This window comes from Pseudomonas sp. Root569, from assembly GCF_001427465.1.
In the GTDB taxonomy this organism is placed as follows: Bacteria; Pseudomonadota; Gammaproteobacteria; order Pseudomonadales; family Pseudomonadaceae; genus Aquipseudomonas; species Aquipseudomonas synxantha.
The window spans coordinates 207,110-222,654 of record NZ_LMGQ01000029.1; the positions used below are offsets into that span (position 1 = coordinate 207,110).

Below are 15,545 nucleotides of genomic sequence, written 5' to 3' on the forward strand. Positions count from 1 at the left end.
GAATCACCGTGGCGGTGACTCAGCGGCATCGACCACGGTGGTTACATGGTTAAGGTTTAGAGGTTTGCCCTGCCGGAGGCGGCTCCCAGGTATCGTTTTCATCCTCGCTGACGGTGTACCAGGCCCAGTAGGTGGTTTGTCGCATTCCCCCTCGGGCCGTGAGAGTACGCACGGGCCGCCCCAGGGCGTCATGAAACTGTGTGTCGCTGTGCAGCAGGGGGGTACCGTCGATGTGCCTATGGTGGTCGGCGTAATAGGTGCGATACACCCGGATAATCAGCCCCCTGGGGCTGTATTCGGTGTGCTCGTTGACGCACCAGCGTGGGTCAGCCTGAACCGTCTGGAGGGCGCCGTTTTCGACCCTCAGGTCACCCTTGTCGTCCACGGCATAGGCCGGCCCCGGCTCGGCTTTCTGTTTACTTTGCAAGATGCGGCCAAAGCCGTCCTGGGCGACCAGGGTCATGTGGATGAGCTGTTCCTGATCGTCGGTATAGCGATCAGCGGCCAACATCAGGCTTCGTGCGGGTTCGCGCCTGATCTTTTGGATCAGGTCAGCCAAGGCTTTCTCACTCGCGCTCAACGTACTGGCCTTTTTTTTCAAGCGCAACCTGGCTGTGGCGCGTATGTGCCCGTCGGGCAAGAGGTAGCGCTGAGTGACCCAGTCCGCCTGCCTGTCTGCGGTGGCGATCGAGCCCATCCAACTGAACGCGTCGTAGAGCCAGGCTTTGGCCGCTTCGCGCAGGAGGGTTGCGGGTGTTTGAATTGCGAGTTCAATAGGTGTGTCTAGCGGCCTGCGATACGCTGACAATTGCCCGAAACCGATGGACTTTCCCGATTCTTGCCCTTGAATGCTGGTCGCGATCAAACGACCGAACCCATCGTAGAGGGCTTGCTCGGTCGTGCCGTTGGGATCGGTGATACTGATCGGCTGCAGCAGACGGTAGTCGTGCTGGACGCGGGTGATGCAGCCGTCGGGTTGTTTCACCTGGATGACCTGAAGCCCGTAAGCGTCATAGGTCAGCGTGGTTTCGTTCTCGGCCAGCGTCAGGCGCCAGGTGCGTAAGCGATAGAAGTGCTTGGCGTTGAAGTAGCGTGGAAACTGACGGCGGATCGACCAGAGGGAAGGCGCTTGGCGTTCCTGATCATTGGCATGGAAAAACACCGCCATGGGGCGATAGCCGATTCGGCGCAGTCGGCTCGGAAGGTCTTCGGCGGGTTGGCCCGGCATGTCGGGAATGTTCTCCAGCGCCTGCAGCGCGTCAGGGGCCAGCTCCGCGGTTTCTTGATAATCAGCCAGCCCCTGGAAGGTTGCAGTTCCAGGGGCCAGGGTCAGCCCCTTGCCGCCCGGTTCACGATAGTACTGGATCGACAAGCCGATCAGCTCGCGTGGTGCTCGCGGCCCCAGCGGTCCTGACAGCCGGTTGATCAACGTCTCGTAGTTGATCGCCGTCGTGTTCAACCCGGCAGGTGGCTGGCCGTTGGGCAGGGTCCAGGCGTTGTCGCGTCGACGATAGGGCAAACCCAATCGCCATTGGTCGTCGTTTGATAGATGAATCCATTGCGCCAAGGTTTCGCTCAGGTAAAAGACCTGCTGAGCCGGGTCGTGGGTATCACGCCACCATTGTTGCTGATGCTCATCCTTGAGCAGTGCCGGAGGCGCATCGCGGGCGGCCTTGCGCCGCGCGCCGTGCACAGTGACGTTGTGGACCAGGCTGCCATAGGCGTCCCAGCGCAGGTTGACCTGGTGTTCGCAGACCGGATCATCGGGCACCTGTTCGTATTGATAGTGTACCGACTCCAGCGTCAGCGGCAGCATGCGTGGCGTGGGGTCTGAGCCAGCCTGGGGCAACCGACGGACCAGATAGCGGTACTGCTGCACCGAGCTGGGTGTGCGCTTGGCCGAGTCAAGGTCGAACACCTCCACCCGTACCGGCAGGCCCCTGAGCGCGTAGGCTGCCGCCCGGACTTGCGGTGGCGTGGGCGACGCAATCAAGCTGTCGTGATGGTCTGTCGGTTGCGGCTGTTCGGGTGCATCGTGTATCGCCAGCAATGTGGGGCCGAGTTTGGTGGCGTCGGCGTCATGGCGGCTGTAATGGTCCTGGGGCATGTCCAGCGCTTGGCCGGTGTGAAACCAGCGCTTGGTTTGCGAACCTGCTACGGGAACTTCGCTGTTGCGGGTTTCTTCGTCGGTTTGCAGCAACAATCCGAAACCCTGGAAGGCGCGCTCATCGGCATCGTAATACGCCTGCCGGTAGCTGAAACGCTGAGTCAGCCGCTGATGACTGATCTCATCGCGCCATTCCTGGTGGTTAATCAGGTTGAGCGCGAATGGCAGTTGGCTAACGGCAGGCTTGTCTTCACTTTGATATTGCTTTTTCTCGTCCAGCCATTCCTGGGCGCTGCTGCGATAGCGCACCTCGACTTGCGCGCCGAGGTTGTTGTTAGTGCCGCTGAGCAAACAGGGCTTGCGATCAAAAAAATCGTAGCGCCAATGGCGCGGATGCGGGTGCGTGACGCTGATGACCAGGCTGGCGTAACCATTGCCTTGCAGGTCCGCCACGTTCACCTGGCACAGGGAGTCGTACTGTACGCCGGATGGCCACGGTAATACCAAGGGGGTTGTGGCAAAGCCATTGCCGCCCTTATTGGTGAAAATGCGTACTTCATCGGTCGTCAGGTACAGCAGGTCGCTGGCACCGCAGCCATCCAGATCGGCCAGCAATACGTTGGCGGCGTTGAAGGTCGTTTCTCTGAAGGGCAGGGCAGCCAACACTCTACCCTTGGCGAACCGCCCATGGCCCAGATTGGGCCAGCATTTGATTTCGTTGTGACGGATACGCACCAAGTGCTGCTGGCCGCTGCCAAGTATGTCGCTGAAGCCGACCCAGTCGGCGGAAGAACGGGTGAAGGACGGCAAGTCGTCGCCGTCAACCCTGTGCGCCTGCTCGACGCCCTGTCCGAAACCGCTTTGCCGATTGGCGTACAGGCGCACGCTACGCGGGCCCACGAGCGTGAGATCAGCCAACCCGCTGCCCATCAGGTCGGCAAATATCGCATGGGGGTGCAAGAACTCCACCGGGAACGCGTCGAACCGTACGAAACCCGCTTCTTTGCGTTGAGGGGCCAGGCTGAAGAAGCCGCTCATACCCGGTCGGGCCAGCACCCATTCCAAACGTCCGTCCCCGTTTATATCAAGCAAGGCCTGATAGACCGGGCGTGAACGGTCTGCCACCGCAATAGCAGGCAGTTCTTGAGGGGCAGCGTATGCCACTTGATCGCCTGTGGACGCCTCGGCTCGCTGAGGTGCGCGGTAATACCAGGCTTGATCACCGCGATACAGGATCCCCGGCACGCCTTCGCCGTATAGATCCACCAGTTGATAGCGCTGGCCGTCATTGAGACTCGGCACGTCAACGAAACGCTGGTAGCGCCGGGTATCCAGTTTCAGGCCCGAGGATTGATACAGGTATTCTTGCGGCGGCAGGCTGGTGAGTGTTCCTTGGGCATCAACGGCCTGCTCGTAGACCGCGAGCAGAGTGTTGAGCCCGTTGCGAAAGGTGTGGTGTTCGAGCCTCAGGCGCCTGACCAGTATAGGGCTGGGCCCCATGTCGGGCTCATCCGCAAAGACGTGAAACATCAGGATTTGCCGGCATAGGCGCAGTGTTCGTAATTCAAAGCCAAAGATGAAGTTGGAAAACGCATCTTCGCGTGAGAGCCACGGGGTGAGGGCCTCATAGGAAGGCAGCGCGTCGCTGGCGGTGGTGCGTTGGCCATAGTCGAACAGCAAGTAAAAATGCCATGCCTGACTGGAAAGGTCGTCGCTTTTGAGCAGATACAGTGTCTCTTTTTCCCTGGCCTTGACGTTGCCATAACACACTTTATGCAGATAACGCTGGGCTCGGCAGTCATGGGGGGCAGTGCCGGTATCGGTCTCGGCCAGGTACTGGTAGCCGATATGCTCGCCATGGGCGTTCAGGCTTTCCTCGAGCAGCCATTGCGCCACATGGCTCAGGTTGTCGGGATCAGCGATGCGCGCCGCGTAGGTTTTGCCGTACACATGCCGGCTGCCGTCAGCCGCCTGGATCAGCCAGAACCCGGCGGCGTCGCCGTCTGAGTGCCAATGCTCGATGCGCTCGAAACGCCGTTCGACCCTGGGAAAGTAGCGCGTGACGAGGTAGCGGCGACCCAGCGGCACCTGGTCAAAATGGTCACGCTGCGTCTGTACAAGCGTGCCCTCAGTGGTGCGTTCGGGCATCCAATGCTGTGAATCCGGGCCCTGGAACGTATCAGCTGCGGTGTAATGGGGGACGCCCTGCTGGGTGCGCCGTGTGACGGCACCAGGCTTGACGTCCCAGCCAAAGCCGAACGCACTGTTACCCGCCGTGCTTTGATAGGTCAATGACAGCGTGGGTGCATAACCACGGCCAGTGGAAATCGGCAACGCAACCTCGAAGGTCGCCGTACCATCGGCGCCCACGTTGCCCCAGCCTTTGGCGACCCCTTCGATGACGGTGCCGGCATTGGGCAGCGAAGGCACCTTCAGGGGCGATTCATTCGCTGGGTTGCTCATGTATCGCTCCTGCCAGGCCTTGCGGTATAGCGCACATGGACAATGATGTCGGTGATGGATTCAAGCAGGGCTTTTTGTTGCAGCGGATTGGTAAAGTTCAAGCGCCAGCACGACACTGCCCCGGTGTATTCAAACGGCAGGTAACGTGGATCGTTGTCGAAGTTGAGGGTAAACAGGCCGTCGTCGTCCAGCCCACGTGACAAGGCGATTTGCTGGTGTGCCCTGAAGTCGGTCCTGGTGGTGCCGTCGGGCATCTGGATCTCATTTCGGGTCTGGGTCAGTGTCGCCTTGATGTCTTCATAAGGTCCCAGCAAGGCAGGTAATGAGACGCTGACGTGCTTGATCCGGCGCAGGGTGTGCCCAGGGTAGTCCTCATCCAGCAACGCCTGAGTCAGGGCGAAACTGATCGTACCGCTGCTTACCAGTTGCGCCTTATGCTCAGCCCAGGTTTTGGCGGGAGCAGTGATTTCGGCTGGGCGTTTGTCGGTCGTGACCAGGCACTCGATCAGGCGATGGCGCAGTGACACGGTTTTGCTGATTTCCAGCTCGCGTGGTGTGTGTTGCAGGTACGCGGTGTTCATTTTTACCAGGTTCAGTTTCAAGCTTTCGGCACTTAACAGTCCGCGGGATGTGTGATGCCAGGCCCCAGTTTGAAAGAACTGTCGGCTGTCGGCGGTCTCATACTGCCAGCAGGCTTCAGCGGCCAGGCAGAGGGAGTGGACGCTGTCATACAGCGCGTAATAGAAGGTGCTCAGTTGTGCAGTGAGCCATTGATAGAGTTGTGCTCCGGTAAAGCGCATGCCGAGCATTTGGTAGGCGGACTTGGCTTGGGCCAATGCGGTGCGGGCGCTGTGTAGTTGCAGGCGAGTGGCTTTTTCCTGCTCGGCATGCACCAGCAGCAGGGTGTCGATCTGGGCCAATTCAAGGCGGGCCTGTTGCTCGGCATGGGCCCACTCCTGAGCGCGACGATTTAACTGTTCAGTGCGCTCCAGGTCATTACCGTTGGCGCGAGCGGTGTTGGCTTCGCCCTGGGCGAAGGCCTGGAAGGCATGGAACGCGCCCTCAAAACGCATGCCACCGAACGACGTACCGAAGATATTGGGCGCGAGCATGGCGGCCCCGGCGCCCATCCCGGCAATCGCGACTTTTCTCTCCCACGCGGCGCTCTCCAGATAGTGCTGGCCGGCCGAAATTTCACCGGTGCTGACACCTTCACGCAACTGACGCGTCACGAATTCCAATCGCCCCTCGACGATTGCTCGGCTGCGGCGCAGCGCGTCTTTGTTTTTTTCATCGATGGCCAGGGCCTGGGTCTGCTGGGTCAGCACCAGTTCGGCCAACTGCCAGGCGTTTTGCTGTTGCACCTCAAGGTAGTGCGCCTGTTCCTTGCGCTCGATCAGCGTGAGCAGCGTATTGCCGAACTGCGCCAGGCTGTCGACCGCACTCAAGGCGTGCCCCAGCATGACCTGGAACCGGTAGTGACCCACTTCAGGACGGCTCGGTAGATAGGCACTGGCGCCACTCGCAGCCCCCTGTGCGTTGCGCGTCAGCAACGCGGCAGGTGACAAGGGGGGCGCAAAAAGTGTCTGGCGTAAAGGCTTGCCCGAAATATCCAGATGATGGCGTAGCCCGTGCAGGCGACTCTCCAATGTGTCCCAGCGTGCTACCAGTTGCGTATTCAACGGCCGGTATAAATAGGGGCTGTCTGTAAACCAGGCGTGTTGCCCGGTGAATTTGCACTGCTGGGACAATAGCGAGGTGTATTCGGGTTGATGTTCCAACCGGCGTATTGCCTGGGAGGATGTCGTCGCCAGTGCGTTCAGATCACGCGACGTCCAGGTATCGGCGCGCGTGACCGTCGGACGCATGCCGAGCAGGTTCTGCGCCTGGATGTACCAGAGTTTGGCTTCTGCCAGGCTGTCGGGGCTCAGTTGGCGATAAGCCGCGTCGCCCCGGTTGATCAAAATATCCACATTGAGGTGGTACAACGCTTTGCGCAGGTATATCGGAAAACTCAGCGCCCGGTAATGCGGGCTCTCGGGGTGTTGGCAGGCGTAGCTCAGCTCCACGGGGTGGCTTGGCAGCGCGCCGAGAGCCCCCTTGTTCGGGTGGTGAGGGTCAAGCAGGTAGTGCAACCAGGTTTCGGCGTAAGCGTATTGCTGTTGCTGGTTGAAGTAATGGGCGATGGTCCAGGGTAAATAGATAAACAGTTCGCGCAGACTTTTACCGTGGGCACCCTGAAAATCCAGAGGCTCGGGGGAGGCACCTGCGTCCAGCGCCGGTTCCGTCCAGTCCTCGGGGTATCGTAAAAGTGATGGGTCGAAGCCGAGCGTGGCAGTCTGGGTCAATTTACTCGCAACGGTGGTATTGAGCCGGATTGCTGGGATAGCCGGGGCGAAGCTTGTGGAAAAATCAATGTGCTCGGTTGTCTCTCCGGTTTTTTGCTGCTGGCGCGTGATACGCGGGGAATGCGCAGACTTGTCAACGGCAACGGATGTGGCAAGGGAGCATTTGACTGCCTTGAGCGCGTAGCCGAGAACCTTCACCTTATTCTCTTGGCTCTCAAGCGTGATGACCCCATGGATCACCGTGATGGCTGAGGCGGGTTGCTCATTGGGTAACGTTATCCGTGTACTCGCCAGGTGCCCGGCTGCTAATTCGGGCGAGGCACCCGCCAGACTTTCGTGTTCGGTGTCCGTGTAGTTAAGGATTTGGGCGGTGTTGTTGTTGATGGCTTGCGGAGTCGGCACGTCGGTGAGTTTGGACTGCATGATGACATGCTTGTAGAAACGCAAAATGGGCGCGGAAGTGTGGGTGGACTCTAGCCTCACGTCGTTCACAAAGTGCAGTTTCTGGTTGGCGGTCTCGTCACCGGGCAGGTTATAGCCGCTGTAGCGGTCGAGTATCGTCAGGAAGGGATCCTGATAATGGGTATATAAGTGCAGGAATGCATTTTTGTTGAGAAGCTTCCCGGCCAGGGAGAATTCAAAGGCGGTATAGGATTGACCTTCATACCCTCTTCTCAAGTCTTTCCTCGTTACCGTCTCTATTTTGTCGAGGCTGAACAATATGGAGCCTCTGTCATAAATGGCGTTGGAATAGCTTTTTCCGGTCCTGGGGTTTTTGAAAAACATCGAGTGATACGTAGCCTTCACTTCGGGGAATATCGCGCAGTCGATCCTCAGGACTGAGCCGTTGATGAGTTCAACTTCGGATAAAGTCGGGTCATGCAACGCAGAGTTGGTGACCAGGGTAATGCTCACCTGGGCGTAATGGGAGGCAAGGGTGATGCTGTAAGTCTGCAGGAAGGGCTTAGCGATTTTCGAGGTAAAGACGAACTCGTTGGTGACGGGATCAAAATTTGTGGTGGCAGTATCGGTGGTGCCTATATCGGTGCTTTTGGATTCAAAGTTCCACTTCTGTTGATCTTCTATTTGGGGGGTGTGAGCTTCCAGGACTACCGTGCTTTTGTCCTCTCCCTGCGCTACGTGAGTCTTGAATTGTAAGTTGTCCTTGTTTATATCGAAAAACAGACGGAAGTATTGGTGGGCGAACGAGGGGAGCACCACGCTGGAAAATACGTTGTCCTGATCGACGCCGCCCAACAAAGCGGTCTGCAGTGGCGTATTTTTTGTGGACTCATAGGCTTCCAGCAACCTGACGGTTTCCTGCGCAACTTCTGAACCCGGCACGATCTTGTATCGGCCAGGGCTGCCCGCACAAGCGACGATTTTTATCCCTAATGACTGATCGACACTGATGGCTTGGAAGAACTCGCCCATTTGGCCGCTGCCATGATTGAGCGTAGTGGCCGTTATACCTAGGAACAGGGTGTGAGGGGAACGGCTATCGACCACGGCAATGGTCTGCGTGATGCTGATTAGTTGCGCCGACGTGAGCGCGTTGATGCTGCGCATAACGCAGTGCTCTTCCAGGCCCGTGTGCGGAAGGCTCCAAGTGCCATCCAGTTTTTTATAGGAGAAACACAGGCGAAACTTCACGAACCGGCTGTTCAGCCACTCAGCCTGGCGTTGTTTTTCGTCGTAGTCATCGTTCTCGTGGTCACCATTGCCGTTTCCCGGTGCCTTGAAAGATTGGTAGGGGGCGGGCTTGATGCTCTCGGCCCAAACAATGAACAACCGATGATTGAACATCACGGGGCGGATACTGTGGGCGGGCGTATCGGCGCAAAACGTCAGGTTGAGGGGTGTCCAGTCTGTCCAGGCAAGGGGCGCAGGTCCCTCGGGCTTGACGGTGGAGCGTTTGGACAGGTCCAGCGAACGCCAGTAATAGAGCTCATCGCTGGTGGATTTGCCGACGAAGTAATAGGTGCTGGTATCCCACTGTTTGACATTGCCATCGATGTAGCCATTGAGCGTCTGAATGTTGGCGACCTCTTCGAACCGTGACAGGTAGCCTTGTACGGCGTTCTGCACGGTGTCGGGCTGGATTCGATGCTGGTTGAGCTCGTTTTCCAGTTGCTCGAAGCTCTGGCTCTTGTCCTCGCGCAGCGTGGGGTCGAGGAAGTTTTGCGGGTGATAGCGCAGTTGCTGGCTGGCGCTCCACAGGGGGTAAGTGTGCAGGGAGTTCTGCCAGGCCAGGGTCTCGTGAGGCGACATGCCCTGGGTTTCATAACCTGGTTCGAGGCCCGAGTGAATCCGGTTGATGTAGTGCTGCAGGCTGGTGATCGCACTGGCGACCGGGCTGGTTGGCACCGCTTGGCTGACTTGTACGTCCAGTAGCCAGTAGTCGTACAGGTCGCTGGGTGCGCGCAACGAGTCTTTAAGGGCGGGGCTGATGCAGTGAGCCAGATAGTAGCTCAGCATGGCATCACGCCAGGCTTCATTGAGGCGCTGGTCGAGGGGCTCAGACATGGTCATTCCTTGAGTCTGCTGGTAGAGAGTAAGCCGTTATTGATGTGCGGCGATGATGGCTTCGCCCACGAGCTTCCATTGATTGAAATCGCTGGCGTTATCCAGTTCGCTGGTGTTGAGCAGCGTTTGGCTGGAGAGCCGGGTGATGGTGCAGGCTTGTCGACAGCGCATGATCCAATCCAGTTGGTCCATGGACTTGACCGTGCCTGTGGGCAAGGTCTCAGTGAGTACCCGCAGTTCTTTTTCGTCCCACCCCAACCATTGGCTGAGCGTGGTATCGAAAGGTTGAGGCCCGTTGCTGTTGGCGCTCTGGAAGTACGCCAAGAGGCTGTCCTGCGCCAGGCCATACGTATCGCAGCAGTCTCTGAAACGCTGCAATAGATAGAGTGTGCCCAGGCTCAGCTCGATCAGTCCTGTGGGTGATTTTTTGCTGTCAAGCCAATGGGGGTTGATCAGTAATTGACGCAGTGAGGCGCTGTTGACCGGCAACGGCAACAGCGTGGTGATATCCGGCGCCAGCAGGATCAGGTGTTTGGGCTCAGTCTGCGTTTTTTTGAAATGCAGGTTGTAGTAGAGCTTAAGCTCATTGCTGTAAAGGGCCGGCGCCGGGTGTTCCAGGAACTGTTGGATGCACGCCTCAAGTCCCTTTGGCAGTAAGTCGACCCAGCGCTTGAGCGCTGGGTTATCAGTGGCGGGTTCCAGCAGCAATCGCTGGCGCAACTGCGTTACGCTGGTGTTACTGTCCCTGAGCCAGGTGACGGCCCAGTCCAACTGCATGAGTACATCGAGAAAGTCCCTCTCGGTGCTCAATGTGGGGGTGGCCAGCTTGCTCCAGGTGGACGGGCCGAGCAGGTCGGCCAGCTGTTTGCAGTGCAGCACAGAAAGGCCGAAAACCTGGGCGATGCGTGCCAGCCGATAGATCCGGGAGTATGTGACAAGGTTCCTGAGGACAGGGGTGGGGAGCACGTCTGTCAGCAGTTGCAGCGAATCCGGGGTGTCACTCAACGCCAACGCGGCGCAAAGCTGCTGGCGGGTATGCGAATCGAAGACTTGGTCGTCCAGCGCCAGTGGTCGCCCGGACAACAGTGTGCGATTGAACACCTGATCGAATAAGGGTTGCTCGTTGGCGCTGGCCTGTACGGGCAGGCGATCCAGCCACGCCGCAAACTCCAGCGGCTTGAGCCGGTAGCGCCCACGGAGGTAGCGGTAGACACCTAGTGCGCGCAGGGTGGTGTGGCTTATCTGAAGAGCGGCGTTGGCGGTGCCCTCAAGCACCATGGCGTTGACGATCAGCGTATCCAGTTCGGCAAACGGTAGATCGACCCACTTTTGCAGGCGGATCATCCGATGCAGACGGTCGAACCGGTCGGGGCTGGTATTGAGTAGTGTCGCAATTTTCCCGCCGTCGGCGTGGCCGACTTCCAGCTTGGGCAGACGGTCTGTGCCATTGACATAGCGGGCACCATAGATCAGCAACGTTTGTTTAGGCGCCGAGCGGGAGGCATGGGGGGCGAAACTGTTTTGCGCCAGGAGGGCTTGCAACTGGGTACTGTCCAGCGCCGTACATTTCAAAAAGTCGTCAAGGTTTTCCGGTGCACGGGATCTGCCAAAGTAGGTTTCAAATAGTGTGCTCTCCGTGACGGGCGGTTGCGTCAACAGCTTTTGCTGCTGCGGATTCAGTTCGCTTAGCAGGCATTGCGCGTCACCATTGCGCTTTTTGACCGTGCCGTACAGTGCGTTGCCGGCATCGTCAAACGGCAGGCGCTTGCTGAGTCGATAATTCAATTCGCCCAAGGCGTGTTGGGTTCCCGACAGCCCCAGGCGGCATTGCAGGTGATGATGGTGGTAAGGCAGCGTCAAGGGGTAGTGTTGCTTGCTGAGCAGCAGGTGCAACTCTTCTTGCGGGTGATGGTGTTTGATCTGGTTGCGCAACAGGACATCGATCAGCGTCAGCAGCGGGCGCTGGGCAAAGGTCGTGTCGTGGTCAATCAGTAAGTTTTTCAGGTCCGGGCGCCGCTGGCTCAGGAGGATTTTGTGTTGCGTTCCCGTCCCGTTGTTTTCAAGCTGAGTTGCAAAAAGAAACAGTGTGCGCAGGTAGGCAACCGGTGAGTCGATAGCGGCGATGGCATCGGGATGACAGACGTTCCCCCAATCCTCGTTGAGCAGGCTGGGTACGTTGGATCCCAGGTCGCGTTTGCTACGCGTGGAGGCTGGGGGAGCGTTGACTGGTTGTTGGTCGTACAGCCATTGTAATTGCGTGGCGTAGGACAACGCGTTTTCGTAAGCGTGGGCGCCATCGTCATCATTGTAGCGGGCCAGTTGACGGATGAACTCGGCCTTGGGCAGCTCGACGATGTCGAAGATGCTGGTGAAGCCGAGTTGGTTCATGGCGCTGCTGAACTCGACCTTCCCAACACCTGGAGGGACGGGCCGTTCCACCAGTCTGGCCAATAAAGAACGGTTTGAAGTTTCCATGTCATCGATCTTCCTGTGAGCCCAAAGGTGGATCCATTGGACGACGCAAGACGCTATCACGCAGGCTGTACGGGCCGAGGTCAGCCAATGCCGTGAGCGAGTCAGGGAAATATCGGTGACTGAGTGTCGATGCAGTGGTGTTGTGGTTTTGCTAGAATGTGCGCCGCGCGGCTTGGCCTGCATTTTTCTGCATCCGGTTCACCCCTTACGAGGGTAGCCACCTGGAGACAACACCCATGACTCAACCGATTGTCGTGGCGGCACTGTATAAGTTCGTCACCCTCGAAGATTACGTCGCCCTGCGCGAGCCCCTGTTGCAGGCGATGGTCGACAACGGCATCAAAGGCACCTTGCTGATCGCCGAAGAAGGCATCAACGGCACCGTTTCCGGCAGCCGCGAAGGCATCGATGGCCTGATAGCCTGGCTGAAAAAAGACCCTCGCATGGTCGATATTGACCATAAAGAGTCCTACTGTGACGACCAGCCCTTCTATCGCACCAAGGTCAAGCTCAAGAAAGAGATCGTGACCCTGGGCGTTGAAGGCGTCGACCCGAATAAGAAGGTCGGCACCTATGTTGATCCGAAGGACTGGAATGCGCTGATCAGCGACCCGGAAGTGCTGTTGATCGACACCCGTAACGACTACGAAGTGTCCATCGGTACCTTTGAGGGCGCAATCGACCCGAAAACTACCAGTTTTCGCGAATTTCCCGACTATATAAAAGCCAACTTCGACCCGGCCAGGCACAAGAAGGTGGCCATGTTCTGCACCGGCGGCATTCGTTGCGAAAAAGCCTCGAGCTATATGCTCAGCGAAGGCTTCGATGAGGTCTACCACCTTAAGGGTGGGATCCTGAAGTATCTTGAAGAAGTCCCTCAGGAAGAGACTAAATGGCAGGGCGACTGCTTTGTGTTCGACAACCGTGTCACCGTACGCCACGACTTGAGCGAAGGCGACTACGATCAATGTCATGCCTGTCGCACGCCGGTGAGCATCGAAGACCGCGCATCCGAACATTATGTGGCCGGCATCAGTTGCCCCCATTGCTGGGATAAGCTGCCGGAGAAGACCCGTCGCAGCGCGATCGACCGCCAGAAACAGATCGAACTGGCCAAGGCCCGCAATATGCCGCACCCGATTGGCTTCAACTATAAGCAAACCCCTTCCGAGGCTTGAGCCATGTCCGCGCGCCTGCTCTATGTAATGGACCCGATGTGTTCCTGGTGCTGGGGCTTTGCTCCGGTAGCGCAGGCGCTGGTTGAGCAGGCCCAGGCGGCCGGCGTGGACGTGCACCTGGTGGTGGGCGGTCTGCGCACCGGCAGCGGCGCGGCGTTGGAGCCGACCACCCGGCGCTATATCCTGGAGCACTGGCAGGCCGTCACCGAGGCCACCGGCCAACCGTTCAAGCTCGAGGGCGCTCTGCCTGATGGTTTTGTCTACGACACCGAGCCGGCCTGCCGCGCCATCGTCACGGCGCGCAGCCTGGCGCCGGATTGCGCATGGACGTTGCTGGGCCTGATCCAGCGTGCATTTTATGTCGGGGGCCGCGATGTGACCCTTGCCAGTGTGCTGGTGGAACTGGCGGAGCAGGCGGGCATACCACGCATCGAGTTTGCCGGCGCTTTCGACCGCGCCGAGCAGCATGCGGCGACGGCGGCCGATTTTACCTGGGTGCAGGATTTGGGCATCGCTGGCTTCCCTACCTTGCTGGCCGAGCGCGATGGCCAACTGGCCTTGCTGACCAACGGCTACCAATCGCTGTCCGAACTGTCGCCTTTGCTCGCCCGCTGGTTGGAGCGAGCCGCCTGTGTATGAACAACCCCAACGCACCGACCGCCTGACCTGGGCGGAAATCCGCCGCCTGGCCCTGCGCCACAAGAGATCCCTGTGGGTCGCCAACGGTGTCGCTATACTGGCGACCCTGTGCAGTGTGCCCATCCCGCTGCTGTTGCCATTGCTGGTGGACGAAGTGCTGCTCGGCCATGGCGACGCTGCGCTCAAGGTGATGAACCACGCATTGCCCCTGGGTTGGCAGAAAGCCGCCGGCTATATCGGCCTGATGCTCTTGGTGACCCTGGCCCTGCGTTGTGGCGCGCTGGTGTTCAACGTGGTGCAGGCGCGCCTGTTTGCGCGCTTGGCCAAGGACATCGTCTATCGCATCCGCGTGCGCCTGATCGAGCGCCTCAAGCGCATCTCCCTGGGCGAGTACGAAAGCCTGGGCAGCGGAACGGTCACCACGCACCTGGTGACCGACCTGGATACCCTGGACAAGTTCGTCGGTGAAACCCTCAGCCGTTTTCTGGTAGCGATGCTGACACTGGTCGGCACCTCGGCGATCCTGGTGTGGATGCATTGGCAACTGGCGCTGCTGATCCTGTTGTTCAACCCGCTGGTGATCTACGCCACAGTGCAGTTGGGCAAACGCGTCAAGCACCTCAAGAAGCTCGAGAACGACAGTACTTCGCGTTTTACCCAGGCGCTCACGGAAACCCTGGATGCCATCCAGGAAGTGCGCGCCGGTAATCGCCAGGGGTTTTTCCTTGGGCGCCTTGGCCAGCGTGCCCAGGAAGTGCGCGACTACGCCATTCATTCCCAATGGAAAACCGACGCGTCCAGCCGCGCCAGTGGTTTGCTGTTCCAGTTCGGTATCGACATTTTTCGTGCGGCGGCCATGCTGACCGTGCTGTTTTCCGACCTGTCCATCGGCCAGATGCTCGCCGTGTTCAGCTACCTGTGGTTCATGATCGGCCCGGTGGAACAACTGCTGAACCTGCAATACGCCTACTACGCGGCCGGTGGTGCGCTGACGCGGATCAACGAGCTGTTGGCGCGTGCCGATGAACCGCAATACGCAGGCGGCGCAGATCCGTTCAGTGGGCGCCAAACCGTCGGCATCGAGGTGCGTGGCCTCGACTTCGGCTACGGCGAAGACCTGGTGCTTGACCAATTGAACCTGGCCATCGCACCGGGTGAGAAGGTTGCGATTGTCGGCGCCAGCGGCGGCGGTAAAAGTACCCTGGTGCAACTGTTGCTGGGGCTTTACACCCCGCAGGCGGGCAGTATTCGTTTTGGCGGTGCGACCCAGCAGGAGATCGGCCTGGAAACCATTCGCGAGAACGTCGCGGTGGTGCTGCAACACCCGGCGCTGTTCAATGACACCGTACGCGCCAACCTGACCATGGGCCGCACGCGTTCCGACCAAGCCTGCTGGCAGGCACTGGAAATCGCCCAGTTGGAGGCTACTGTCAAGGCACTGCCGCTGGGCCTGGACAGCGTGGTAGGGCGCTCTGGCGTGCGCTTTTCTGGTGGGCAACGGCAACGCCTGGCCATCGCCCGCATGGTGCTTGCCGAGCCTAAGGTGGTGATTCTGGACGAAGCCACTTCGGCGCTGGATGCGGCTACCGAATATAACCTGCACCAGGCACTGGCGCGGTTTCTCAGTGGGCGTACTACACTGATCATCGCCCACAGGCTGTCTGCAGTGAAGCAGGCTGACCGGGTGCTGGTATTCGATGGCGGGCATATCGCCGAGGATGGCGATCATCAACAACTGATCGCCGATGGCGGATTGTATGCAAAACTGTACGGACATCTGCAACAAGTGCGTTGATTTAGCTTAGGCTG

At 59.0% G+C, this 15,545-nt stretch carries 6 protein-coding genes; 3 read left to right on the forward strand and 3 right to left on the reverse strand.

The window, feature by feature from the left end; genetic code table 11:
- Positions 1-49: 49 nt before the first annotated feature.
- The 3 genes from ASD70_RS27550 to ASD70_RS27560 are packed head-to-tail and all read right to left on the reverse strand — an operon-like array spanning position 50 to position 11,919.
- Positions 50-4,570 carry a SpvB/TcaC N-terminal domain-containing protein gene (locus tag ASD70_RS27550; protein ID WP_056847969.1) on the reverse strand — a complete coding sequence of 1,507 codons (4,521 nt, stop codon included), beginning with the start codon at positions 4,568-4,570 and terminating at the stop codon, positions 50-52.
- Positions 4,567-9,444: a neuraminidase-like domain-containing protein gene (locus ASD70_RS27555; protein ID WP_056847970.1), complete on the reverse strand. Its 4,878-nt coding sequence runs from the start codon at positions 9,442-9,444 to the stop codon at positions 4,567-4,569. The genes ASD70_RS27550 and ASD70_RS27555 overlap by 4 nt, the downstream gene beginning before the upstream one ends.
- Before the next feature lie 36 nt (positions 9,445-9,480).
- Positions 9,481-11,919, reverse strand: coding sequence for a Tc toxin subunit A (locus ASD70_RS27560; RefSeq protein WP_056847971.1), 2,439 nt, complete (start codon positions 11,917-11,919; stop codon positions 9,481-9,483).
- A 236-nt stretch (positions 11,920-12,155) separates the two neighbouring features.
- On the opposite strand from ASD70_RS27560, the gene trhO reads away from it, so the two are divergent.
- From trhO to ASD70_RS27575, 3 genes are read left to right on the forward strand one after another with little or no spacing between them, the layout of a single operon-like run.
- Positions 12,156-13,097, forward strand: coding sequence for an oxygen-dependent tRNA uridine(34) hydroxylase TrhO (trhO, locus tag ASD70_RS27565; protein WP_056847972.1), 942 nt, complete (start codon positions 12,156-12,158; stop codon positions 13,095-13,097).
- A gap of 3 nt (positions 13,098-13,100) precedes the next feature.
- A complete protein-coding gene (locus ASD70_RS27570) occupies positions 13,101-13,736 on the forward strand; it encodes a DsbA family protein (RefSeq protein ID WP_046071892.1) in 636 nt (211 codons plus the stop codon).
- Positions 13,729-15,531, forward strand: a complete 1,803-nt coding sequence (locus tag ASD70_RS27575; protein ID WP_046071893.1) for an ABC transporter ATP-binding protein — start codon at positions 13,729-13,731, stop codon at positions 15,529-15,531. The genes ASD70_RS27570 and ASD70_RS27575 overlap by 8 nt, the downstream gene beginning before the upstream one ends.
- Positions 15,532-15,545: the final 14 nt, after the last annotated feature.